Annotated in this window: 23 protein-coding genes and 1 pseudogene; 8 read left to right on the top strand and 16 right to left on the bottom strand. The window is 59.1% G+C overall.

Annotated features, from left to right (window positions below; all coding sequences use genetic code 11):
- Nucleotides 1–2 precede the first annotated feature (2 nt).
- From DR88_RS12230 to DR88_RS12220, 3 genes are read right to left on the bottom strand one after another with little or no spacing between them, the layout of a single operon-like run.
- Nucleotides 3–791 carry an ABC transporter ATP-binding protein gene (locus DR88_RS12230; RefSeq protein ID WP_004200289.1) on the bottom strand — a complete coding sequence of 263 codons (789 nt, stop codon included), beginning with the start codon at nucleotides 789–791 and terminating at the stop codon, nucleotides 3–5.
- Between the two features lie 9 nt (nucleotides 792–800).
- Nucleotides 801–1,685 carry a nitrate ABC transporter permease gene (gene ntrB / locus DR88_RS12225; RefSeq protein WP_004148772.1) on the bottom strand — a complete coding sequence of 295 codons (885 nt, stop codon included), beginning with the start codon at nucleotides 1,683–1,685 and terminating at the stop codon, nucleotides 801–803.
- Between the two features lies 1 nt (nucleotide 1,686).
- The gene (locus DR88_RS12220) at nucleotides 1,687–2,907 is read right to left on the bottom strand and encodes a CmpA/NrtA family ABC transporter substrate-binding protein (protein WP_073980569.1); all 1,221 of its coding nucleotides are present in this window, start codon (nucleotides 2,905–2,907) and stop codon (nucleotides 1,687–1,689) included.
- Nucleotides 2,908–3,164: 257 nt separating this feature from the next.
- Here DR88_RS12220 and DR88_RS12215 point away from each other — a divergent pair, with 257 nt between their 5' ends.
- Nucleotides 3,165–3,407, top strand: a complete 243-nt coding sequence (locus DR88_RS12215; RefSeq protein WP_002910387.1) for a DUF1883 domain-containing protein — start codon at nucleotides 3,165–3,167, stop codon at nucleotides 3,405–3,407.
- Between the two features lie 217 nt (nucleotides 3,408–3,624).
- On the opposite strand, the pseudogene DR88_RS0126025 reads toward DR88_RS12215, so the two are convergent.
- Nucleotides 3,625–4,301 (bottom strand): annotated as a pseudogene (locus DR88_RS0126025) (gamma-glutamylcyclotransferase).
- A 136-nt stretch (nucleotides 4,302–4,437) separates the two neighbouring features.
- The gene (gene chaB / locus DR88_RS12210; RefSeq protein WP_002910389.1) at nucleotides 4,438–4,668 is read right to left on the bottom strand and encodes a putative cation transport regulator ChaB; all 231 of its coding nucleotides are present in this window, start codon (nucleotides 4,666–4,668) and stop codon (nucleotides 4,438–4,440) included.
- 263 nt (nucleotides 4,669–4,931) lie between these two features.
- Here chaB and chaA point away from each other — a divergent pair, with 263 nt between their 5' ends.
- Nucleotides 4,932–6,032: a sodium-potassium/proton antiporter ChaA gene (chaA, locus tag DR88_RS12205; RefSeq protein ID WP_002910392.1), complete on the top strand. Its 1,101-nt coding sequence runs from the start codon at nucleotides 4,932–4,934 to the stop codon at nucleotides 6,030–6,032.
- An 86-nt stretch (nucleotides 6,033–6,118) separates the two neighbouring features.
- Here the strand turns inward: chaA and kdsA are convergent, their stop codons facing one another.
- From kdsA to hemA, 6 genes are read right to left on the bottom strand one after another with little or no spacing between them, the layout of a single operon-like run.
- Nucleotides 6,119–6,973: a 3-deoxy-8-phosphooctulonate synthase gene (gene kdsA / locus DR88_RS12200; RefSeq protein WP_002910393.1), complete on the bottom strand. Its 855-nt coding sequence runs from the start codon at nucleotides 6,971–6,973 to the stop codon at nucleotides 6,119–6,121.
- Nucleotides 6,974–7,012: 39 nt separating this feature from the next.
- Nucleotides 7,013–7,825 carry an invasion regulator SirB1 gene (gene sirB1 / locus DR88_RS12195; RefSeq protein WP_025861296.1) on the bottom strand — a complete coding sequence of 271 codons (813 nt, stop codon included), beginning with the start codon at nucleotides 7,823–7,825 and terminating at the stop codon, nucleotides 7,013–7,015.
- Nucleotides 7,826–7,828: 3 nt separating this feature from the next.
- Nucleotides 7,829–8,221, bottom strand: coding sequence for an invasion regulator SirB2 (gene sirB2 / locus DR88_RS12190; protein ID WP_004145428.1), 393 nt, complete (start codon nucleotides 8,219–8,221; stop codon nucleotides 7,829–7,831).
- Entirely contained in the window at nucleotides 8,221–9,069 is an 849-nt protein-coding gene (gene prmC / locus DR88_RS12185; protein ID WP_004180387.1) for a peptide chain release factor N(5)-glutamine methyltransferase, read from the bottom strand. Before prmC ends, sirB2 begins: the two co-directional genes overlap by 1 nt.
- On the bottom strand, nucleotides 9,069–10,151 hold the full coding sequence (gene prfA / locus DR88_RS12180) for a peptide chain release factor 1 (protein ID WP_002910403.1): 1,083 nt from the start codon (nucleotides 10,149–10,151) through the stop codon (nucleotides 9,069–9,071). Before prfA ends, prmC begins: the two co-directional genes overlap by 1 nt.
- A gap of 42 nt (nucleotides 10,152–10,193) precedes the next feature.
- On the bottom strand, nucleotides 10,194–11,450 hold the full coding sequence (gene hemA, locus DR88_RS12175) for a glutamyl-tRNA reductase (protein ID WP_002910404.1): 1,257 nt from the start codon (nucleotides 11,448–11,450) through the stop codon (nucleotides 10,194–10,196).
- A 270-nt stretch (nucleotides 11,451–11,720) separates the two neighbouring features.
- Here hemA and lolB point away from each other — a divergent pair, with 270 nt between their 5' ends.
- The 4 genes from lolB to dauA all read left to right on the top strand — a co-directional run bounded on the left by lolB (nucleotide 11,721) and on the right by dauA (nucleotide 16,115).
- Entirely contained in the window at nucleotides 11,721–12,332 is a 612-nt protein-coding gene (gene lolB / locus DR88_RS12170) for a lipoprotein insertase outer membrane protein LolB (RefSeq protein ID WP_032443920.1), read from the top strand.
- Nucleotides 12,332–13,180, top strand: a complete 849-nt coding sequence (gene ispE, locus DR88_RS12165) for a 4-(cytidine 5'-diphospho)-2-C-methyl-D-erythritol kinase (protein WP_014343188.1) — start codon at nucleotides 12,332–12,334, stop codon at nucleotides 13,178–13,180. The genes lolB and ispE overlap by 1 nt, the downstream gene beginning before the upstream one ends.
- Nucleotides 13,181–13,363: 183 nt before the next feature.
- Nucleotides 13,364–14,311 carry a ribose-phosphate diphosphokinase gene (gene prs / locus DR88_RS12160; protein ID WP_002910407.1) on the top strand — a complete coding sequence of 316 codons (948 nt, stop codon included), beginning with the start codon at nucleotides 13,364–13,366 and terminating at the stop codon, nucleotides 14,309–14,311.
- A 124-nt stretch (nucleotides 14,312–14,435) separates the two neighbouring features.
- Entirely contained in the window at nucleotides 14,436–16,115 is a 1,680-nt protein-coding gene (gene dauA / locus DR88_RS12155) for a C4-dicarboxylic acid transporter DauA (RefSeq protein ID WP_004148777.1), read from the top strand.
- On the opposite strand, the gene DR88_RS12150 is transcribed toward dauA, so the two are convergent.
- Nucleotides 16,116–17,162, bottom strand: coding sequence for a MerR family transcriptional regulator (locus tag DR88_RS12150; protein ID WP_002910436.1), 1,047 nt, complete (start codon nucleotides 17,160–17,162; stop codon nucleotides 16,116–16,118).
- 221 nt (nucleotides 17,163–17,383) lie between these two features.
- Nucleotides 17,384–17,659 (bottom strand): stress-induced protein YchH, encoded by a 276-nt coding sequence (gene ychH, locus DR88_RS12145; protein WP_002910437.1) that lies wholly within the window; start codon nucleotides 17,657–17,659, stop codon nucleotides 17,384–17,386.
- 272 nt (nucleotides 17,660–17,931) lie between these two features.
- Between ychH and pth the strand changes: the two genes are divergently transcribed.
- Both pth and ychF read left to right on the top strand, forming a co-directional pair.
- Nucleotides 17,932–18,516, top strand: a complete 585-nt coding sequence (gene pth, locus DR88_RS12140; protein ID WP_004180389.1) for an aminoacyl-tRNA hydrolase — start codon at nucleotides 17,932–17,934, stop codon at nucleotides 18,514–18,516.
- Between the two features lie 117 nt (nucleotides 18,517–18,633).
- Entirely contained in the window at nucleotides 18,634–19,725 is a 1,092-nt protein-coding gene (gene ychF, locus DR88_RS12135; RefSeq protein ID WP_004148779.1) for a redox-regulated ATPase YchF, read from the top strand.
- Between the two features lie 81 nt (nucleotides 19,726–19,806).
- On the opposite strand, the gene DR88_RS12130 is transcribed toward ychF, so the two are convergent.
- The 3 genes from DR88_RS12130 to DR88_RS12120 all read right to left on the bottom strand — a co-directional run bounded on the left by DR88_RS12130 (nucleotide 19,807) and on the right by DR88_RS12120 (nucleotide 22,681).
- A complete protein-coding gene (locus tag DR88_RS12130; protein ID WP_009485740.1) occupies nucleotides 19,807–20,136 on the bottom strand; it encodes a hypothetical protein in 330 nt (109 codons plus the stop codon).
- A gap of 83 nt (nucleotides 20,137–20,219) precedes the next feature.
- Nucleotides 20,220–21,134 (bottom strand): sugar ABC transporter substrate-binding protein, encoded by a 915-nt coding sequence (locus DR88_RS12125; protein WP_002910453.1) that lies wholly within the window; start codon nucleotides 21,132–21,134, stop codon nucleotides 20,220–20,222.
- Between the two features lie 131 nt (nucleotides 21,135–21,265).
- A complete protein-coding gene (locus DR88_RS12120; protein ID WP_004148781.1) occupies nucleotides 21,266–22,681 on the bottom strand; it encodes a VasL domain-containing protein in 1,416 nt (471 codons plus the stop codon).

Below are 22,681 nucleotides of genomic sequence, written 5' to 3' on the forward strand. Positions count from 1 at the left end.
CCTTACGCCGCTTTCGGCTGTTTTTCATACAGGAAATGGAGGATCTGCTGGCGCAGATGGTGATACCGGCTGTCGTCCGCCAGCTGAACGCGGTGGCGCGGACGCGGCAGATCGACCGAGAGGATCTCGCCGACCGTCGCCGCCGGACCGTTGGTCATCATCAGCACCCGATCCGAGAGCAGCACCGCTTCATCAACGTCGTGGGTGATCATGACGATGGTGGTATTGAGCTCCTGCTGGATATGCATCACCGTGTCCTGGAGGTGGGCGCGGGTCAGCGCGTCCAGGGCGCCGAAGGGCTCATCAAGCAGCAGCACTTTCGGCTTCATCGCCAGCGCCCGGGCGATACCCACCCGCTGCTTCATGCCGCCGGAGATCTCCCCGGGACGTTTGTGCAGCGCATGACCCATCTGTACGCGCGCCAGGTTGTGTTCGATCCACTCCCGGCGCTCACTCTTGCTCATGGTGCGACGGAACACCTGATCCACCGCCAGCGCCACATTGTCGAAACAGCTCAGCCACGGCAGCAGCGAGTGGTTCTGGAAAACCACCGCCCGCTCCGGCCCGGGACCGGCGATTTCCCGGTTATCACACAGTAGTCCGCCCTCGGTAGGGGTGGTGATCCCGGCGATCAGGTTCAGCAGGGTCGATTTTCCGCAACCCGAGTGGCCGATCAGGCTAATGGTCTCCCCTTCGACGATATCGAAGGAGACATTCTGCAGCGCCAGGAACTCGCCGCTGGCGGTGTTGAAGCGTTGGCTGACGGCCTGCACCTGAATTAATGGTTTCATGTTGGCTCCTTATTTTTCCTGCCAGCTAAAGCGGCGAGCGAGCAGCATCAGGCCCTGCTCCAGCAGCAGGCCGACGACGCCGATAATGACGATGGCGATGATGATGTTTTCCACATTGAGGTTGTTCCACTCGTTCCAGATCCAGAAGCCGATCCCCAGCCCGCCGGTAAGCATTTCCGCCGCCACGATCACCAGCCAGGCGATGCCGATGGAGAGGCGCACGCCGGTAAGCACCGCCGGCAGCACCGCCGGAAAGAGGATTTTGCGCATCACCGTCCACTCCGAGAGCTGGAGGACGCGGGCGACGTTGAGATAGTCCTGCGGGATCCGCCGCACACCCTCCGCGGTGTTGATCACCATCGGCCAGATGGAGCAGATAAAAATGGTCCAGCTGGAAGCCGGCTCCGCCTTCTGGAACAGCAGCAGGCCAATCGGCAGCCAGGCCAGCGGGCTGACCGGGCGCAGCAGAGCAATCAGCGGATTAAACATGCGGGCGAAGAACAGCGAACGGCCGATCAAAAACCCCAGCGGAATGCCCGCCAGCGCCGCCAGGCCGAAGCCCACCGCCACGCGCTGCAGGGAGGCCAGCACGTTCCAGCCGATGCCCATGTCATTGGGCCCGTCCTGATAGAACGGATCGGCAAACAGGGTCAGCGCCGAGTCCAGCGTGCTCAGCGGCGTGGGAAAGCCTTTGCTATGCATCGCCGCCAGCTGCCAGGCCAGCAGCAGCACACCCAGCCCCAACAGCGGGGGCAGCAGTCGCTGGGTGAGCTCACGCAGCCAGCGCGTGACGGCCGGCGTGGTGCGCCGGACCTGCACCGGCGGCAGGATAATCACTTCGCCAGGCGCGTTGTCCACGCTGACGACCGGTTGCTTACGTTGTGCCTGCTTCATCTCATGCCCCCTTACGTTGAATAGAGAAATGGCGGGCGTAGCCTTCCGGGTCGGACCCGTTCCATACCGTCCCGTCCATTAGTGTGCTGCTGCGCATCCTGGCTGCCGGCGCGCTGATCCCTCCTACCGCCTGGGCGGCAGCCTGCCAGACATCGATGCGGTTAATGCGCGACGCCACCGCGAGGTAATCCGGAGCCTGCTTCAGCAACCCCCAGCGGCGGAACTGGGTGAGGAACCACATCCCGTCCGACAGCCACGGGAAACTCACCTCGCCCCCGGCCCAGAAGCGCATCGGATGGGCATCCTGCCAGCGGCGGCCAAGGCCGTTGTCATACTCTCCAAGCATCCGGCCGGTGAGGTATTGCTCCTTGGTATTGAGCCAGCCGCGTCTGGCGAGCAGGCGGGCCGTCTCCCGGGTGTTCTCCGGCGAGGCGGCGATCCAGCGCTGCGCCTCCATCAGGGCCGCCATCAGCGCGCGGGCGGTGTTCGGGTTGCGTTCCACCCAGTCGCGACGGGTGCCCAGCACCTTTTCCGGATGCTCGGGCCAGATATCCTGGGAAGTGGCCGCGGTGAAGCCGATACGGTCGTTAATAGCGCGGGCGTTCCACGGCTCGCCGACACAAAAGCCGCTCATATTGCCGATGCGCATGTTCATCACCATCTGCGGCGGCGGCACCACGACGGTGCGCACATCGTTGAAGGGATCGATGCCGGCGCTCGCCAGCCAGTAGTAAAGCCACATGGCATGGGTGCCGGTAGGAAAGGTATGGGCGAAGGTGTAACTGCCCGGCGCGCTGCGGTCGATCAGCCGCTTCAGCCCGCCGAGGTCGGTCACCCCTTTCTCCTGCAGCTCGCTGGAGAGGGTAATCGCCTGGCCATTGCGGTTGAGGGTCATCAAATTGGCCATCGCCTGCGGCTTGCTGGCGATCCCCAGTTCGAGGCCGTACAGCAGGCCATAGAGAATATGCGCCGCGTCGAGCTCGCCGGCCACCAGCTTGTCGCGCACCGCCGCCCAGCTGGCTTCCTTACTCGCCACCAGGGTGATGCCATATTTTTGGTCAAACCCCTTCGCCGCGGCGATGGCCAGCGGCGCGCAATCGGTCAGCGGAATAAATCCGACCCGCACGCGGGTTTGCTCCGGTTTGTCCGAGCCGCCGGCCCAGGCGGCCTGCATCACGCCCGGCAGCAGCATCGCGCCGCCCAGCGCGGCCCCTGGCGGCAGATAAAGTGCTGACCTTCTGAATCTGGGGCGCCAAACGGCAGGAAATATCAGGTTTCGCGGCCTGCAGAGGTAAAAAAAACGTTAGCTGAATGCTTTCAGGAACAACGTCATTTTTGTTTAATCTTTATCCCTTTTTTTGATCAAAATCAGCATCCCGACCCGCGCCGTTTGGTGTGATGCACAGAGCAAAGTGTGAACAATATCACGCGAGGACTGGGTGGGCAGGATGCTGTAGCGGGACAGAAACGGGGTATAAAATGGCGATGGTTAAAGCAAGTTTGACGTTATTTGGTGGTGACACGCTGGTGGTGCGGTGCTCAGAGCGCTGCCATATTCATCTGATGAGCGCGAAGGTCCCGGGCGACAGTCATGCGGATATTCTGAGCGTGCAGGATCGGGACAGCGCCTATCTGACGGTGCCCTACAGCGGCACCTGGAACGTGCTTATCGACAGTCACAGCCAGTCGCTGGAGCACTCCATCAGCTACGTGCCGGCCTGACCGTCACTGCCAGAACACACGCCCGGTCATGCCGGGCGTGAGATTCATGACAAACCTCATGCAATCATTGTACTTGCAGATTGCACCAGAAAAATAACAAGGAAAATCAATTTATTGATTTTCGGCTGATAACCACCAGTAAGGAAAAACCACGCTTTTTCCTTACTGGTCAGCAATCGGACGCCCGGTCATGCCGGGCGTTTTCTTTTGCGCGCGCTCAGGCCAGGCCCGGCGTCGGACTCTCGCCCAACAGCGCGCGGACGCTGGCCACCAGGTCATCGAGACTGGCATCGTGCATGCCCAGCTTACGCAGCGCCTGCTCAAGCGAAAACAGATACTGGGCGTTGGTGCCGAGCGGCCCGCTGGCCCGGGCGATTAGCGGGGCGATAACCTGGGCACTGGTATCCGGTTCAAACAGTGGATGGCGCGGATCCATAATAAACACCAGGGCATTCACCGTCCGTCGTCCAGCTCCAGCTTGCACCAGGTGGGCAGATAGCAGCCGGTGATCATCTCCCGCTTCCACAGCAGGGTCAGCTCCTCCTCCAGCGTGTCGTCAGGCAGACGATAGGCGACGCCGGTGGTTCGGCCGCCCTCTTTGAGAGCCAGCATGCGTCCCGGCTGGCAGGCACTACCGCGCCCGGCGGTCAACCGCAGGCAAAACGCGCGGTGCCAGCCCGGCAGCGTGCCGGTGCAGGACTCGCGATAATTGAGCGCCGGGTTCCAGATAAGCGAACCGTAGCCAAAGATCCATACTGAGCCATCATCCGGGCGGCAGGCCAGCGTCGCCGCCAGCGAGGCTGCACGTTGTTCTGCCGACCAGAGTAGCGATTCCTCAATAGCGCCAAACGCTGTCTTACAATCCGCATTCATTAAGAAATCACGAGTTAACACTGTTTACTACCTCCGCCACTGCCCGCTTCCCGGCGTTCGTCTCATGCATCCGTCAATATTGCTGAAATATTATCCAGCTTTATCTTTCAATAAGCAATCAGCGGGGCGCTGGCAAGCGAAAAAGCGGCGTCAGCGATTATTTTTTCTTATGCCACTTATCATCATCGCCTTTCTCATAGCTGTTCTTCACCGCCGCCCAGGCGACTTTGTGCGCCGTCTCTTCGCGGCTGGCGTCATCGCGCCGCTCGTCTTTATCTTTATATTGATCCCAGGCGCTGTTAAACGCTTCTTTATAAATTTCCTGCGCATGGGCAGGCAGTACATGCTGAACGCTGTCGGGGAGTTCTTGTTTACTGCGATAGGGCATACTGACCTCCTGTTTGAGCATTAAGTTTAAGTCTGGTACGCAGTCGACTGGCTATCAAGGTCAAAATGAGTAGAAAAATTATTTTAGTAATTATCTGAATAATAAGAACTAAATATAAGCAAACATAAATTATAATAAACTAATCAAGATATCCCTCGATACCCGTAAATTTAAGTAAAAAACCAGCGGTAATTTAGCAAGATCTGTTACTTTACCGCCCTACATTTTTATAATTATAACACCTGCATAAATGGAGATGGTTCATGACCCATGCACATGAGGCGGTAAAAACCCGCCATAAGGAGTCTTCCCTCGTCTTTCCGGTGCTGGCGCTGGCGGTGCTGTTTTTCTGGGGCAGCAGCCAGTCACTGCCAGTGGTTATCGCGATCAATATCCTCGCGCTGGTCGGCATTTTGAGCAGCGCCTTCAGCGTGGTCCGCCACGCCGACGTCCTCGCCCACCGCCTGGGCGAACCCTATGGCTCCCTGATTTTAAGCCTGTCGGTGGTTATCCTTGAGGTCAGTTTGATCTCTGCCTTAATGGCCACCGGCGACGCCGCGCCGACCTTGATGCGGGATACTCTCTACTCCATTATTATGATCGTCACCGGCGGTCTGGTCGGTTTCTCTCTGCTGCTGGGCGGGCGTAAATTCGCCACCCAATATATGAATCTGTTCGGCATTAAGCAGTATCTTATCGCCCTGTTTCCGCTAGCGATTATCGTGCTGGTCTTTCCGATGGCGCTGCCGGGCGCGAACTTCAGCACCGGGCAATCGCTGCTGGTGGCGGTAATTTCGGCGGCCATGTACGGCGTTTTCCTGCTTATTCAGACCAAAACCCATCAGAGCCTGTTTGTTTATGAGCATGAAGACGACAGCGATGATGACGACCCGCACCACGGTAAACCGTCCGCCCATAGCAGCGGGTGGCATACCGCCTGGCTGCTGGTGCACCTGGTGGCAGTGATCGCGGTTACCAAAATGAACGCTAACCCGCTGGAAACGCTGTTGACCAGCATGAATGCCCCGGTGGCCTTTACCGGCTTCCTGGTGGCTCTGCTGATCCTGTCGCCGGAAGGCCTTGGCGCCCTGAAAGCGGTGCTCAACAATCAGGTTCAGCGGGCGATGAATCTGTTTTTCGGCTCTGTGCTGGCCACCATCTCGCTGACGGTCCCGGTGGTCACCCTCATCGCCTTCCTGACCGGCAATGAGCTGCGCTTTGGCCTTGGCGCCCCGGAGATGGTGGTGATGGTCGCCTCGCTGGTGCTGTGCCATATCTCCTTCTCCACCGGACGCACCAATGTGCTGAACGGCGCGGCCCACATGGCGCTGTTCGCCGCCTATCTGATGACCATTTTCGCCTGACCCCGTTTTCCCACCCGGCGGAGTCCGGGCGAAAAAAAGCCTGCCGGTTTTGACGCCGGCAGGCTTTTTTACTGATGCAGTCAGGCTTACTTGCTGGTATCCAGCTCGTCGAAGCTTTTCACCAGATCGTCAATCGCTTTCATCTGTTTGAGGAACGGCTCCAGTTTATCCAGCGGCAGCGCGGACGGGCCGTCGCATTTCGCGTGGTCCGGATCCGGATGCGCTTCAATAAACAGACCGGCGATACCTACCGCCATACCGGCGCGGGCCAGCTCGCTCACCTGCGCACGACGACCGCCGGAGGCTGCGCCAAACGGGTCGCGGCACTGCAGCGCGTGGGTGACGTCGAAAATGACCGGCGAGTTGTTGGAGGCTTTCTTCATCACGCCGAAGCCGAGCATATCCACGACCAGGTTGTCGTAACCGAAGTTAGCGCCGCGGTCGCAGAGGATTACTTTGTCGTTACCCCCTTCGATAAACTTATCGACGATGTTGCCCATCTGACCCGGGCTGACGAACTGCGGCTTCTTGACGTTGATCACCGCCCCGGTCTTCGCCATCGCTTCCACCAGGTCAGTCTGGCGCGCGAGGAAAGCCGGAAGCTGGATCACGTCCACCACGTCAGCTACCGGCTGCGCCTGGCTGGCTTCATGAACGTCGGTGATGATTTTCACGCCAAAGGTCTGCTTCAGCTCCTGGAAAATCTTCATCCCTTCTTCCAGACCCGGCCCACGATAGGAGTGGATGGAGGAACGGTTGGCTTTATCAAAGGAGGCTTTGAAGACGTAGGGAATACCAAGCTTCTGCGTAACGGTGACATAATGTTCGCAGATACGCATCGCCAGGTCGCGCGACTCCAGCACGTTCATCCCGCCGAACAGCACGAACGGCAGGTCGTTCGCTACGTTGATATCACCAATGCTAACCACTTTTTGTTTCATAAGTTCGCCTTATCAGGGTGTAACCGGAATGGTTCCAGACTAATGCAATGTAATTTGTTTATGCGAAATCGTGTTGATCTGCGCGCGGATCATCTCGCTGATCGGATCCTCCGGGCACTGCTCAACGAAATAGCTCAGATCCAACAGCGCCACGTGATCGCAGTCCAGCTGGGCGTATATCAGCCCGCGGTCGCGGATCTCATACGGATCTTCCGGATTAAACTGCAGCAGCGCTTCGCTGGCGCGCAGGGCCAGCTCCATCTGCCGCTCTTCCATCAGCGCCGACTTCAGGGTGTCCAGCAGCTTGCGGATCACCTCGGCGTTATCCGCTTCGTCGAGATCTTCATTAAACAATTCCGCCACCGGCCCAATGTTGCCCTTGAGCCATACCTCCAGGGTATGCTCGTCGAGGGTCTCGCCGTTAAACGGATTAATCAGCCACATCTCTTCGCTGGTTTCCGGGTCCGCACGCAGCAGCATCTGGGTCGGGAAGATCACCGGCACCACCGGCAGCGCCAGGCGCTGGGCGATCCACAGCAGGATCGCGCCTAACGACACCGCGCTCCCCTGGCGGTTAACCAGCACTTTATCCAGCCATAGCGCGTCGGAAAGACGATACACGCCCTGCGAGGCGCCAAAGCCCCACTCGTCGTAAAACAGCTCCAGCAATCGTTCTATCTGGCGCTCCTGGTCCCACGACGGCGCAATCTCCTCCTGCGCGAGGCGCAGCAATTGCTGCAGCTCTTCCTCGACAAAACGCGACGGAAAATCGTCGCGGACCTGTTCAGAAATGAGGACCATGCCATCACACAATGGCGCTTTGTTAAATTCGAAATCCGCTAATGACCCCATGACCTACCCCAGTATCGGTATTCTTGTGATGGCGAGTTGAATGATGATAAACAACACCACCAGCGCCAGCAGGAACGCGATAAAACGGCTCTGCTGGCTGCGCGGACGACGACGGCCCAACGCGATAAAACCTAATGCGATGTAAATGATAACGCCAAACAGCTTTTCAGTCAGCCATGCGCCGTCTTCTGTGAACGGCAGGTAGTGCGTTATCGCCATTAACCCTGCGCCGCTGAGAAACAGCAGCGTATCGCTGCAGTGCGGCGCAATTCGCACCCACCGCTGGTTCAGCAGCGGGCTCTGGTGATACATCCACCAGTAACGTAAAACGAACAATCCTACCGACACCGCCACTGTGGCAATGTGCAGGTAGAGGACAGCCGTGAATAAGTTCATCAGCCAACATTCTCCATGTCGGGTAAACGTCCGAGGGTCAGACGCTCATTGTCGCCATAGTCGCGACAGGTCGCGACGTCCAGATAGCCCGCTTCGCGGAACAGCGCGCGAACCGCCTCGCCCTGAGTCCAGCCATGCTCCAGCAGCATCCAACCGCCGGGCTGCAGATACTGCCGTCCCTCGCGGATGATATGCGCCAGATCGGCCAGCCCCTGGTCGCCTGCGACCAGCGCCGTCAACGGCTCAAAGCGCACATCGCCTTCGGCGAGATGCGGGTCGGCGGCGTCGATATAGGGGGGATTGCTGACGATCGTGGCGAAGCGCTGCCCGGCCAGCGCGCTAAACCAGTCGCTTTGACTTATCGTCACGTTAGCGATGCCCAGATGTTCGGCATTGCGCAACGCCAGCGCCACGGCGTCCGGCATCACGTCCACTGCGGTGACCTCACAGTCCGGACGTTCGCTGGCCAGCGCCAGGGCAATGGCGCCGGTCCCGGTGCCGAGGTCGAGAATACGGCACGGCGCGGTTGGCAGACGCGCCAGCGCCTGCTCTACCAGACATTCGGTATCCGGGCGGGGGATCAGCGTCGCCGGGGAGACGAACAGCGGCAGCGACCAAAACTCGCGCTGCCCGACCAGATGAGCAATAGGTTCCCCGCGCTGGCGTCGCACCAGGAGCGCCTCCAGCCTCGCCGCCTCGTCAGCAGAGAGCGTCGTTTCACCGAAGGCCAAAATCCAGGTTCGCGCCCGGCCGGTAACGTGTCCCAGCAGGATCTCGGCGTCGCGTCTCGGGCTGTCGCTCTCCGCCAGGCGGGCGATCGCCTGCTGCAGCCAGGCCTGAAAGGTCATCATTCCTGCTCGGACAGCGCCGCCAGCTGATCGGCCTGATGCTCCTGGACAATCGGCTCAATCAGCATGTCGAGTTTGCCCTCCATCGCCTCATCCAGACGGTAGAGCGTCAGGTTGATGCGGTGGTCGGTCACGCGGCCCTGCGGGAAGTTATAGGTGCGATTGCGGTCGCTGCGGTCGCCGCTGCCCAGCAGGTTGCGGCGCGTGGAGGCTTCCGCCTGCTGACGTTTGGCCACTTCGGCGGCGCGGATGCGCGCGCCCAGCACCGACAGCGCCTTGGCTTTGTTTTTATGCTGAGAACGCTCGTCCTGGCACTCCACCACGATGCCGGTGGGCAGGTGGGTAATGCGGATAGCCGAGTCGGTGGTGTTAACGTGCTGACCGCCTGCCCCGGAGGAACGGAAGGTATCGATGCGCAGATCTGCCGGGTTAATGTCCGGCATTTCGGCTTCCGGCAGCTCCGGCATCACCGCCACCGTACAGGCGGAGGTGTGGATCCGCCCCTGCGATTCGGTGGCGGGCACACGCTGCACGCGATGGCCGCCGGATTCAAATTTCAGCCGACCGTAAACGCCGTCGCCGCTGATCTTGGCGATCACCTCTTTAAAGCCGCCGTGCTCACCTTCGTTGGCGCTGAGGATCTCTACCTGCCAGCGGCGCGATTCTGCGTAACGGGTGTACATGCGGAATAGATCGCCGGCAAACAGCGCTGCTTCGTCGCCGCCGGTCCCGGCGCGCACTTCCACGAAGGCGTTACGCTCGTCATCAGGATCTTTCGGCAGGAGGAGAACCTGCAGCTGTTGCTCCAGCTGGTCGCCTTTTTCTTTGGCGTCACGCAGCTCTTCCTGCGCCATTTCGCGCATTTCCGGATCGTCGAGCATCATCTGCGCGGTTTCAATATCCTCCTGCACCTGACGCCAGTCGGTATAGCAGCGCGCCACATCGCTCAGTTGAGCATACTCCCGCGACAGCGCGCGGAATTTATCCTGATCGGCAATCGTCGCGGCATCGCCGAGCAGCGCCTGCACTTCTTCATGGCGCTCGTACAACGCTTCCAGTTTGGCAACAATAGAAGACTTCATAGGCGTGAATTCACCCTGTCCTGAAAATAAGAGAAAGGTGCGCTATTCCAGCCCGAGGCTGTTGCGCAGAATATGCAGACGTTCGTCGTCCCCGTCACGGGCGGCCTGCTGAAGAGATTTGGTTGGCGCGTGGATCAGGCGGTTAGTGAGCTTGCGCGCCAGATCCTGCATAATTTCCTGGGCATCACCGCCCTGCTCCAGCGCGGCCAGCGCTTTCGCCGTCAGCTCCTCACGGACCTGCTCAGACTGAGAACGGTATTCGCGAATGGTCTCGCTGGCGCTCTGCGCGCGCAGCCAGGCCATAAATTCGCTGGTTTCCTGCTCGACGATCGATTCCGCCTGCACCGCGGCAGCCTTACGCTGCGCCAGGTTATGCTGAATAATGTTTTGCAAATCGTCGACGCTGTAGAGGTAGGCGTTAGCCAGTTTGCCGACCTCTGGTTCAACGTCGCGCGGGACGGCGATATCCACCAGCAGCATCGGCTGGTTACGCCGCGCCTTAAGCGCACGCTCCACCATGCCTTTGCCGATGATCGGCAGCGGGCTGGCGGTGGAGCTGATAATGATGTCGGCCTCTTTCAGCCGTTCGTCGATATCGCTGAGGGCTATCACCTCGGCGCCCACTTCCTCCGCCAGCGCCTGGGCGCGTTCACGGGTGCGGTTGGCGATCACCATTTTGCGCACGTGATGTTCGCGAAGATGGCGCGCTACCAGCTCAATGGTTTCACCGGCGCCGACCAGTAACACGGTGACGCTGGAGAGCGATTCAAAGATTTGCCGCGCCAGGGTACAGGCGGCGAAAGCCACAGAGACCGCGCTGGCGCCGATATCGGTTTCGGTACGCACGCGCTTAGCCACTGAAAAGGATTTCTGGAACATCCGCTCCAGCTCGCTGACGTTAAGATGGCCGCGGCTGGAGTCGGCGAAGGCTTTTTTCACCTGGCCGAGGATCTGCGGCTCGCCCAGCACCAGCGAATCGAGGCCGCTGGCGACGCGCATCAGATGGCTGACGGCGTCATTATCCTGATGCCAGTAAAGGCTTTTTCGCAGGTCTTCTTCGTTGAGGCCGTGGTAGTTGCACAGCCAGCGGATCAGCGCTTCCTGCAGGTTATCCTGCTCTTCGACGCTGAGATAGAGTTCCGTGCGGTTGCAGGTCGACAGCACCACCCCACCCTGCACCATCGGCTGAGCCAGCAAGCTCTCCAGCGCCTTATCGAGCGTTTCCGGCGAAAACGTGACGCGTTCTCGCAGGGCGACCGGAGCTGTTTTGTGATTGATGCCAAGAGCTAAAAGGGTCATTGTGAGGGAGTAGTACCAGCGTTGCTAAGGTTAGTCTGAGTGCATCATACAGGATGCGCGTAATCAATAAAAGAGAGGCTCCCCTTTTGGAGTAATAGTTAAAGCAAGACCGCCATTAAGGTTAATTCTTTGATTTCAGACAACTTGAACGTAGACGCTATCGCCCGGCGACGCTAGCATTAAGGGTTATAAATGTAACCTGCTACACAAATCGGCCCGCTGTTCCCTGTCGCCGTTTTTCCCTGTAGACATCAAGGATTTGTCATCATTATGAATCGACTGTTCCGCCTGCTGCCGCTGGCCAGCCTCGTCCTCACCGCCTGTTCTCTTCATACGCCGCAAGGGCCTGGCAAAAGCCCGGATTCGCCGCAGTGGCGTCAGCACCAGCAGGCTGTCCGCAGCCTCAATCAGTTCCAGACCCGCGGGGCGTTTGCCTATCTTTCCGATGAGCAAAAAGTCTATGCCCGCTTCTTCTGGCAGCAAACCGGCCAGGACCACTATCGCCTGCTGCTGACCAACCCGCTGGGCAGCACCGAGCTGTCGCTGACCGCGCAGCCGGGCAGCGTGCAGCTGATCGATAACAAAGGCCAGACCTATACCGCCGCTGATGCCGAAGAGATGATTGGCCGTCTGACCGGGATGCCGATCCCGTTGAACAGCCTGCGCCAGTGGATCATCGGCCTGCCGGGCGACGCCACCGACTATTCGCTGGACGATCGGTACCGTCTGCGTGAACTGAACTATACGCAAAACGGCAAAACCTGGCACGTGACCTACGGCGGCTATACCAGCGATACCCAGCCAGCCCTACCGTCCAATGTCGAGCTGAACAATGGCGCTCAGCGCATCAAGCTGAAGATGGATAACTGGATCGTGAAATGATGACCCGCTGGCCCTCTCCTGCAAAACTGAATCTGTTTTTATATATTACCGGCCAGCGGGCCGATGGTTACCATACCCTGCAAACGCTGTTTCAGTTTCTCGATTACGGCGATACGTTGACCATCGAACCGCGTAGTGACGGCCAACTGCGCCTGCTGACGCCGGTGGCCGGCGTGCCGGACGAGGAGAATCTGATCGTTCGCGCCGCGCGTCTGCTGATGCATGCCGCCAGCGAAAGCGATCGCCTGCCGGCGGGCAGCGGCGCCGATATCAGTATCGATAAGCGCCTGCCGATGGGCGGCGGCCTGGGCGGTGGCTCCTCCAATGCCGCCACCGTGCTGGTGGCGCTCAACCATCTGTGGGGCTGCGGTCTCTCGGAAGATGAGCTGGCGACTCTTGGCCTTCAGCTGGGGGCCGATGTGCCGGTTTTCGTGCGCGGCCATGCCGCCTTCGCCGAGGGGGTGGGTGAAATACTGACGCCGGTAGAACCCGAGGAAAAATGGTACCTGGTGGCCCACCCGGGGGTCAGTATTCCGACGCCGATCATTTTTCGCGATCCGGAGCTACCACGAAATACCCCGCGCCGGTCAATTAATACGTTATTAAATTGTGAATTCAGCAACGATTGCGAGCTTATCGCAAGAAAACGTTTTCGCGAGGTTGATGCCGCGCTTTCCTGGCTGTTAGAATATGCGCCGTCACGCCTGACCGGCACAGGGGCCTGTGTGTTTGCTGAATTTAACACCGAATCCGCTGCCCGTCAGGTGCTGGACACTGCCCCGGCATGGCTAAATGGCTTTGTGGCGCGCGGAGTTAACCTTTCGCCGCTCAAGCAGGCCCTGCTCTGAATCCTGCGCCGTGATGGCACATTGATAATGAGTCAGCCGGGGAAATTGAGTTACGGTGACAACGTCACCCTGTTCCAGACGTTGCATCGTGCTCTTTAAATACACCGACTGGATCGAATGGCGCCATCCCGCACATTATTGGCCCATTCATCCACCACTGGACGCATGCCTGAGGTTCTTCTCGTGCCTGATATGAAGCTTTTTGCTGGTAACGCCACCCCGGAACTAGCACAACGTATTGCCAACCGCCTGTACACTTCTCTTGGCGACGCCGCTGTAGGTCGTTTTAGCGACGGCGAAGTCAGCGTACAAATCAATGAAAACGTACGCGGTGGTGATATTTTCATCATCCAGTCCACTTGTGCTCCCACCAATGACAACCTGATGGAACTGGTTGTTATGGTTGATGCTCTGCGTCGTGCTTCGGCAGGTCGTATCACCGCCGTTATCCCTTACTTCGGTTATGCTCGTCAGGACCGTCGTGTTCGTTCTGCTCGTGTGCCAATCACCGCAAAAGTGGTGGCGGATTTTCTGTCCAGCGTCGGCGTTGACCGCGTGCTGACCGTTGACCTGCACGCAGAACAGATCCAGGGCTTCTTCGATGTGCCAGTCGATAACGTGTTCGGCAGCCCAATCCTGCTGGAAGATATGCTGCAGCTGAACCTGGACAACCCGATTGTGGTTTCTCCGGACATCGGCGGCGTCGTGCGTGCCCGCGCTATCGCTAAACTGCTGAATGATACCGATATGGCTATCATCGACAAGCGCCGTCCGCGCGCCAACGTCTCCCAGGTGATGCACATCATCGGCGACGTTGCCGGTCGTGACTGCGTGATGGTCGACGATATGATCGACACCGGCGGCACCCTGTGTAAAGCGGCAGAAGCGCTGAAAGAGCGTGGCGCGAAACGCGTATTCGCTTACGCGACGCACCCAATCTTCTCCGGCAACGCTATCCAGAACATCAAAAACTCTGTCATTGATGAATTTGTCGTCTGCGATACCATTCCGCTGGCACCAGAAATTAAAGCGCTGGATAAAGTGCGTACTCTGACGCTCTCCGGTATGCTGGCTGAAGCTATTCGCCGTATCAGCAATGAAGAATCTATCTCTGCTATGTTCGAACATTAATCGAGCCCAGCACAAAAACCCGCTGCGGCGGGTTTTTTTGTCTCCGCACCTTATTTGTATGATCAATGCCTCCTTCACCTGCCATTTAGTTGACAGATGATGCGCTCATGGATGAAACATTATTGTGAACAGATTATTTTCCTCACATGTGATGCCTTTCCGCGCCCTCATCGACGCTTGTTGGAAAGAAAAGTACACCACCGCCCGCTTCACGCGTGACCTGATCGCCGGGATCACCGTCGGGATCATTGCGATTCCGCTGGCGATGGCGCTGGCGATTGGCAGCGGTGTGCCGCCGCAGTACGGCCTCTATACCTCAGCGGTGGCAGGGATTGTGATCGCCTTGACCGGCGGGTCACGCTTTAGCGTTTCCGGTCCGACCGCCGCCTTTGTGGTGATCCTCTATCCGGTTTCCCAGCAGTTTGGTCTGGCGGGACTGCTGGTGGCGACGCTGATGTCGGGGATCTTTTTAATCCTCTTTGGCCTGGCGCGCTTTGGCCGCCTGATCGAATATATCCCGCTGTCAGTCACCCTCGGCTTCACCTCGGGGATCGGTATCACCATCGGCACCATGCAGATTAAAGATTTCCTCGGCCTGCAGATGCCCCATGTGCCGGAGCATTATCTGCAGAAAGTGGCGGCGCTGGCGATGGCCCTACCGACCATTAACGTTGGCGATGCCGCCATCGGCGTCGTTACTCTTGGCATTCTGATCCTCTGGCCGCGGCTGGGTATCCGCCTGCCGGGCCACCTCCCGGCGCTGCTGGGCGGCTGCGCGGTCATGCTGGTGGTCAACTTGCTCGGCGGCGATGTCGCGACGATCGGCTCACAGTTCCATTATCAGCTGGCGGACGGCACTCAGGGCAATGGCATTCCGCAGCTGCTGCCGCAGCTGGTATTGCCCTGGGATATGCCGGGCTCAAACTTTACCCTGAGCTGGGCCTCGCTGCAGGCTCTGCTGCCTGCCGCCTTCTCAATGGCGATGCTCGGCGCCATTGAATCTCTGCTGTGCGCGGTGGTGCTTGATGGCATGACCGGCACCAAGCACAAAGCCAATAGCGAGCTGATTGGCCAGGGGCTGGGCAACATTGTCGCGCCGTTCTTCGGCGGGATCACTGCCACCGCGGCGATTGCCCGCTCGGCGGCGAACGTCCGCGCCGGCGCCACATCGCCGGTTGCCGCCGTGATCCACGCCCTGCTGGTGATCCTGGCGCTGCTGATCCTCGCCCCACTGCTCTCCTGGCTGCCGCTGTCGGCGATGGCCGCCCTGCTGCTGATGGTGGCATGGAATATGAGCGAGGCGCATAAAGTCATCAATCTGCTGCGCCACGCGCCGAAGGACGACATCGTGGTGATGCTGATGTGCATGTCGCTAACGGTGCTGTTTGACATGGTGATCGCTATCAGCGTCGGGATCGTGCTGGCTTCGCTGTTGTTTATGCGCCGTATCGCACGCATGACTCATCTGGCGCCGGTCAACGTCGAGGTGCCAGACGATGTGCTGGTGCTGCGGGTAATTCGGCCGCTGTTCTTTGCCGCCGCCGAAGGCTTGTTCAACGATCTGGAGACCCGGATCGCCGGCAAGCGCATCGTGGTGCTGAAATGGGACGCGGTGCCGGTTCTCGACGCCGGTGGCCTGGATGCCTTCCAGCGCTTTGTGAACAAGCTGCCGGAAGGCTGTGAATTGCGCGTATCTAACCTCGAGTTTCAGCCGCTACGCACGCTAGCGCGCGCCGGCGTCAAGCCGCTGCCCGGACGCCTGAGCTTCTACCCCGATCGTCAGGCCGCGCTGGCTGACCTGTGATCACCCGGCGGCAGGTCCCTGCGCCTGCCGCATCAAGGATCCGGTCGCCTGCTGCAGCCAGCTCAGCACCGCCGGCGTCATCCAGGTGCCCTTCATCAAATGCGGCTCCTGCTCCATTGCCCGACGAAACTTCTGCAACGTCTGCGGCCGGGTACCGGCGTAGGACTGAAACAGTTCAAGCCACGCCCGGGCCAGCGCCTGACCCGACGCCGAGTCCGGCGCTACGCCCTCCCGGCACGCCTGATGCAGCTTCGCCACCAGCGCAGGCCACTCCTGTAGCCGGTCAAAATAGTGCTGGCGGGTGAACGCCATCTCTTCTTCGTCAAGGTACCGCGCCCAGATGGCCAGTTTGCTTTCGGCAAAGGCCTCGGTGATATAGGCGATGATTGCCGGCGTGACGCCGGTCTGTTCAACCATTTGCGGCTCGGCGGCATGCATCTCGTTCAGGCGGGTCAGAAACTCCGGACGCCCGGCCGTATCCTGCTCCAGGCGCTCCATCCAGCGCGTCGCCAGACGCATCGCCTGCGGACTGTCCGTCGGGCAGCCGCTCGCCATCAGCGTCTGCACCTCCTCCGTTAGCTCGCGCCACGCCTGCGCCCGCTGTTCATCCTGTGCCGCAAACGGCAGCGCGGCTAACTCCTGTTGACTAAACCAACGATCGTACATTTTCATTAACTCCAGCGTCTGTAGCCAGGACTCCAGATCGGGTTCATTGCCGCTCGCCAGCGCCTCGCGCAGCACCAATAGTCGGTCGCGCAGCCTGCCAACATCGCGTAGCTGGGCGTTGAGCGTATCTATCTGCTGCGTCAGCAGCTCGGGCAGCGACAGCGTTTGCCGATCGAGATAGTCCTTGATTGTGGCGAGCGTTAGCCCGGCCTGCGCCAGCGCCTTTATCATATGCAGGCGCTGAACCGCGGACAGGTTATAGAGCCGATAGCCCGCCTCGCTTCTGGCCGAAGGCGTTAACAGCCCCGTCTGTTCATAATGATGCAGCGTACGTACCGTCAGTCCGGCACGCTTCGCCAGCTCTCCCACCTGAATTAACATGACTGCTCCTCTCTGTGGCCAGGTCCGCTACTCTGCAGCCTGACGTAACGTCAGGGTCAAGCAAAAACCGCGCTTGCTATTCATTTTTGCTGGCAACCATAGCAGCACGAAGGCCAGGACGGAATGGGGGCGTAATATGGCGGGAAAAAGAGGAAGAGATAAAGTGAGACACAGAAAAGCGCATCGGCCTTCAGCGGCCGATGCGGGAAATCATGCTACGGTTAGCTGTGACGATGCTGGTTACGACGGCAGCGTTTATCGTAGTGGCGCACCCACCAGTAGCGGTCGCTGACCTGCTCGTGGCCGCCAATACGGGCACCGGCCAGCCAGAGCACTGCGCCAACGAAGATGCTTAGGATTGCGCCATGCGCAAAGAATTGTGGCAGGTTAAGCTGCGGAAGCTGGTTCAGAATGGAGTAACCTACCCCCACAACCATCACCACCAACCCTAACCCCATGAGTACGTTACCGAGTAACGAAGCGTTTTTGCGTTTCATGTGTCACCTCCGGACTTTGGGTTGCCAGGGAATGTCCCCAAATCTTATAGGTGTAGTATAGACAAGGTCTCTTCTGCGGAGTGCGTCCACGATCACATTAGTGAACAGCGAATAGACAAAAATTTACAAATAAGTCTATGAACCATATCAAATTCTAATGATTTAGTGAGTAAATCATCAATGCGGGTATTGTCTAATAGCCAGAATTTTGTCAAGCGCGCCCGCAGACAGTACACTACGCGGCAGAGAATGCCCCATGCAGGATAGAAAACGTGACCATTAAACTAATTGTCGGCCTGGCCAACCCCGGTGCGGAATATGCCGCCACCCGGCACAACGCTGGCGCCTGGTATGTGGATTTACTGGCGGATCGCCATCGTGCGCCGCTGCGCGAAGAGAGCAAATTCTTCGGCTACACCTCGCGCATCAACCTGGCGGGCGAGGACGTCCGCCTGCTGGTCCCCACTACCTTTATGAACCTCAGCGGTAAAGCCGTGGCCGCGATGGCGACCTTTTATCGCATCAACCCGGATGAAATTCTGGTCGCCCATGACGAGCTGGATTTACCGCCGGGCGTGGCGAAATTTAAGCTTGGCGGTGGCCATGGCGGCCACAATGGCCTGAAGGATATCATCAGTAAGCTCGGCAATAACCCGAACTTTCACCGTTTACGCGTCGGAATCGGCCATCCGGGCGACAAAAACAAGGTTGTCGGCTTTGTGCTTGGCAAACCACCGGCCAGCGAGCAGAAACTGATCGATGACGCTGTCGACGAAGCGGCGCGCTGTACCGAAATCTGGTTAAAGGACGGGCTGACCAAAGCGACCAACCGTTTGCACGCCTTTAAGGCGCAATAAGCCGTTGTCGTGCGGCATTTTTGCCGCGCACCGTGTATAATAGGCAAAGCTATTCAATTTTCTGCAATCTGTTCCTTGTAACAGATTGATTATCCAAAGATTAAGGTGATTTAAATCATGGGATTCAAATGCGGTATCGTCGGTTTGCCCAACGTCGGCAAATCCACCCTGTTCAATGCGCTCACCAAAGCGGGTATTGAAGCGGCCAACTTCCCCTTCTGTACCATTGAGCCGAACACCGGTGTCGTACCGATGCCCGATCCGCGTCTGGACAAGCTGGCTGAAATCGTCAAACCGCAGCGCATCCTGCCGACCACCATGGAGTTCGTGGATATCGCGGGCCTGGTGAAAGGCGCGTCCAAAGGTGAAGGTCTTGGCAACCAGTTTCTGACCAACATCCGTGAAACCGAAGCCATCGGCCATGTGGTTCGCTGCTTTGAAAACGATAATATTATTCACGTCGCGGGGAAAGTGAACCCGGCGGAAGATATTGACGTTATCAACACCGAACTGGCGCTGTCTGACCTTGATACCTGCGAACGCGCGATTCACCGCGTCTCCAAAAAAGCCAAAGGCGGCGATAAAGACGCGAAGGTTGAGCTGGCCGCGCTGGAAAAATGCCTGCCGCAGCTGGAAAACGCCGGTATGCTGCGCGCGCTGGATCTGACCAAAGAAGAGAAAGAGGCCATCCGCTATCTGAGCTTCCTGACCCTAAAGCCGACCATGTACATCGCGAACGTCAATGAAGACGGTTTCGAGAACAACCCGTACCTCGATCAGGTTCGCGCCATCGCCGAGCAGGAAGGGTCTGTGGTGGTGCCGGTGTGCGCCGCCGTTGAAGCGGACATCGCCGAGCTGGACGATGAAGAGCGTGACGAGTTCATGGCTGAGCTGGGCCTCGAAGAGCCGGGCCTGAACCGCGTGATCCGCGCCGGTTACGCTCTGCTGAACCTGCAGACCTACTTCACCGCGGGCGTGAAAGAAGTTCGCGCATGGACCATCCCGGTCGGAGCGACCGCGCCGCAGGCAGCCGGTAAGATCCACACCGACTTCGAAAAAGGCTTTATCCGCGCGCAGACCATCGCTTATGAAGACTTCATTACCTACAAAGGCGAACAGGGCGCGAAAGAAGCCGGTAAAATGCGTGCTGAAGGTAAAGACTACATCGTGAAAGATGGCGATGTGATGAACTTCCTGTTCAACGTCTAATCCCGCTGGCTGGCGTTTTCGCCGCCACCGCGCAAAAAAAATCCACGCAGCGGCGTGGATTTTTTTTACCCAGGCGACACGCTACTCCACAATATGGGTATCTTCTGCCGCCTCGTAGCCATCAACGATCTGCACAATTTTCTTTAACTCGCCCTCGATGAAAGCCGGGGTGGCGCTTTCCCCTGAGGCCGGGTGATGAAGCTCCACCGAGATACCGCTGGCGGCATTGGTCAGCGACAGGCTGATCTCCTGCAGGCCCCGCGAGCACGAAGAATGCCCGATGTGCTGCATGATAGCCGCCGCCGCCGCGCGCGTATCAACGTCTGCGAGATGCCCCCATCTCATTTCAACATGCCCCTGCTGCCCTGCCTTTATCACCTGCAGCGTATAGCCGCTTCTTGCCGTTGCCATGCCTTTTCCTCCGATTTAGTTGCCCGGGCGTCGCATTATCAGCCCGGTTTTATCAGCCAGGTTCGCGCACCTGCGCCTTGCCGTTAATGACTCTTTTCCACATAGGTCTGCATGTTTTCTTTGGTCACTAACTCAAACGGGATCCAGACATGAGACTCGACCTTTTCTCCTTTAATCAGCTTCAGCGCTACCGCTAAGGCCGTTTTGCCCTGACCGACGGCGTCCTGGAAAACCGTCACCTGAATCTTATCGCTGGCCAGGGCTTTCAGCCCGTCCGGGGTGGCGTCGATCCCGCCGATCAGCAGCTTCTTCTGGCTTTTCTCCAGCGCCATCGCCGCGCCAATCGCCATCTCATCGTTGTTCGCCGCCACAATATCAATCGCTTCTCCGTTGCCCGTCCAGTTCTGCATCAGATCCATTCCCTCGCTGCGGGAATAGTTGGCCGGCTGTTTCTGCACCACTTTCATTGCCGGATACTTGGCCACCACCTGCTCCACATCTTTGGTGCGCTGCAGCGCGCCGGCGTCGGTGAGATTGCCGATCATGATGGCGACGTTGCCTTTGTAGTTCGCCAGCTTCGCCAGCGCCTCCATCTGCAATGTGCCAGACTCCCGCTCGTCCGAACCGACAAACACCACGCCGGGCGGTAACGTTTTATCCCCCGGCGTCCGGTTCACATACACCAGCGGCATTTTGGCCTGCTGCGCCATCTTCGTCAGCTGCGGGGTGCTGGCGGAGTCCACCGGGTCGACGATGATCGCGTCCACGCCGGAGGCAATGAAGCTCTGCACCTGATCGGCCTGGCGTCCGGTGTCGCCGCGGGCGTCTTCAAACTGTACGTCGACGTGGCGGGCTTGAGCTTCTTTCTCAATGGACTGGCGGATAATAGTGAGAAAGTTTTGATCGAAGTAGGCCATTGAGACGCCGATCTTCTCTGCTAATGCCGAAGCGGAACTGGCCAGAAGGCCTACTAACAGGATGATTTTACAGTGCTTCATAGTATGCCCTCAGAGATCGAAATAAAATTTTCAATACAACTACAAACGGCATATTGAAATCATTTTCAGACTACGAAGGGCGTTCGGTTCTTGCAATATTGATGTAAAGAAAATGTTGCCATGCGCACACTTTATTTCACCGCCTCACTCACCGAGGGCTCACCGGTTGCGGGGAGCGCAGCGGTCGGCGACGCCGGCTGTTTTCGCTTCAGCAGGGCATACTCCACTATCAGCTGTTGCAGATGCAGCTCCGCGAGGCTTCCCCGAGCGGCTGGCCAGGGTTGATCAACGGGAAGCGCGGCCAGCTGGCGCAGCTGCTCCTCCAGCGGAACAGCGCGGTTAAACGACTGCGTGATGGCAAATACTGCGGTTTTCAGTTCGCTAACCGTCAGGTACTTCCCCTTCTGCTCGTCGAGGGCATTGAGCTGGTCGGCGAGCCGCTGCAGCTGCTGCATGCCCTCCGACCAGCCGGTAAGGTTTTCCGCGGGCAATGCGCCAGCACTCAGCTGCTGCCGCCACTGCTGCTCCAGCGGTTGCGCCTGATCCGGCCAGCGGATCAGGGCCTGCCGGACCAGCTGGTCGCCGTAGCTGACCGCCCAGTCCGGCGCCAGGCGGGCAAGCTCGCCAAGCTGGCGCTGAGTCTGTGGCAGCTCAACCGGCCCCGGGGGCGTTGTCGCCGGCAGGCCCGGTATCGGTCCGGCATTTTGGGTGACCGAAATGGGCGGCAAGTCGGACTGACGCAGCGCCAGCCATCCGCCGACGGCGATACCCGTTACCGCCAGCATAGTAACCATCCCGGCGATAAACGGCTTCCAGCGCGGCGCGGCTGCCGGAGTAGACGCCGCCGCCGGCGCGGGCCGCTTTGCAGGTGAAGGCGGCGCCAGCGGCTCAGCCTTTGGTCTACGTTTTAGGTCTGGCACTGGCTCAACCTTCGCCGCATCCTCTTCGCTGACCAGAGTGCCGGGAAGTTCCGCGTCAGACACCGCCACCGGCGGCGCGGTGGGAAGCGCTGGCGCAGGGTCGAGGCTCTCGAAGCGAGTTGCCGTGCTGTGCAGTAGCGCCCGCAGGTCGCTCAGCTGGTTTTCAGGGGCGATCTCAAGGCGCTGGAGCACTGCGTCGAAGCTTTGCAGCGAACGTTCAGCCTGCTCAAGCGACTCAACATCCTCTGGGGTAAGATTCAGGGTACGGATCACCTGCCGCAGCCGCTTGCTCAGGGTGCGGAAGATCTCTGTCCGGGCCGGGAGCGCCTGTGGCCACAGGTTTTTCCCCTGACGAACCAGCAGCGACTCCATCAGCGTCAGCCCCTCATTGATCCCTGCCACCCCGCCCAGCCGGGCGCGGGCCAGGGTATACCAGGCGACAGTCTGCAGGTCCGCGCCGTGATGCTCCAACAGCCCGCGGGCAAGCTGCTCGGCATACGGCCAGTTAATATCCGGCCGCGCCGGGTGGCTGAGCTTGTTCATTTCCGCACGCAGGGCCATAAAATCAGCCAGCGTGCGCGGGTCGCCACCGGCTTTATAGTGACGGTCGTGGTGTGTTGTCATCAT

Origin of the sequence: Klebsiella pneumoniae (assembly GCF_000742135.1) — a bacterium.
GTDB classification, from domain to species: Bacteria; Pseudomonadota; Gammaproteobacteria; order Enterobacterales; family Enterobacteriaceae; genus Klebsiella; species Klebsiella pneumoniae.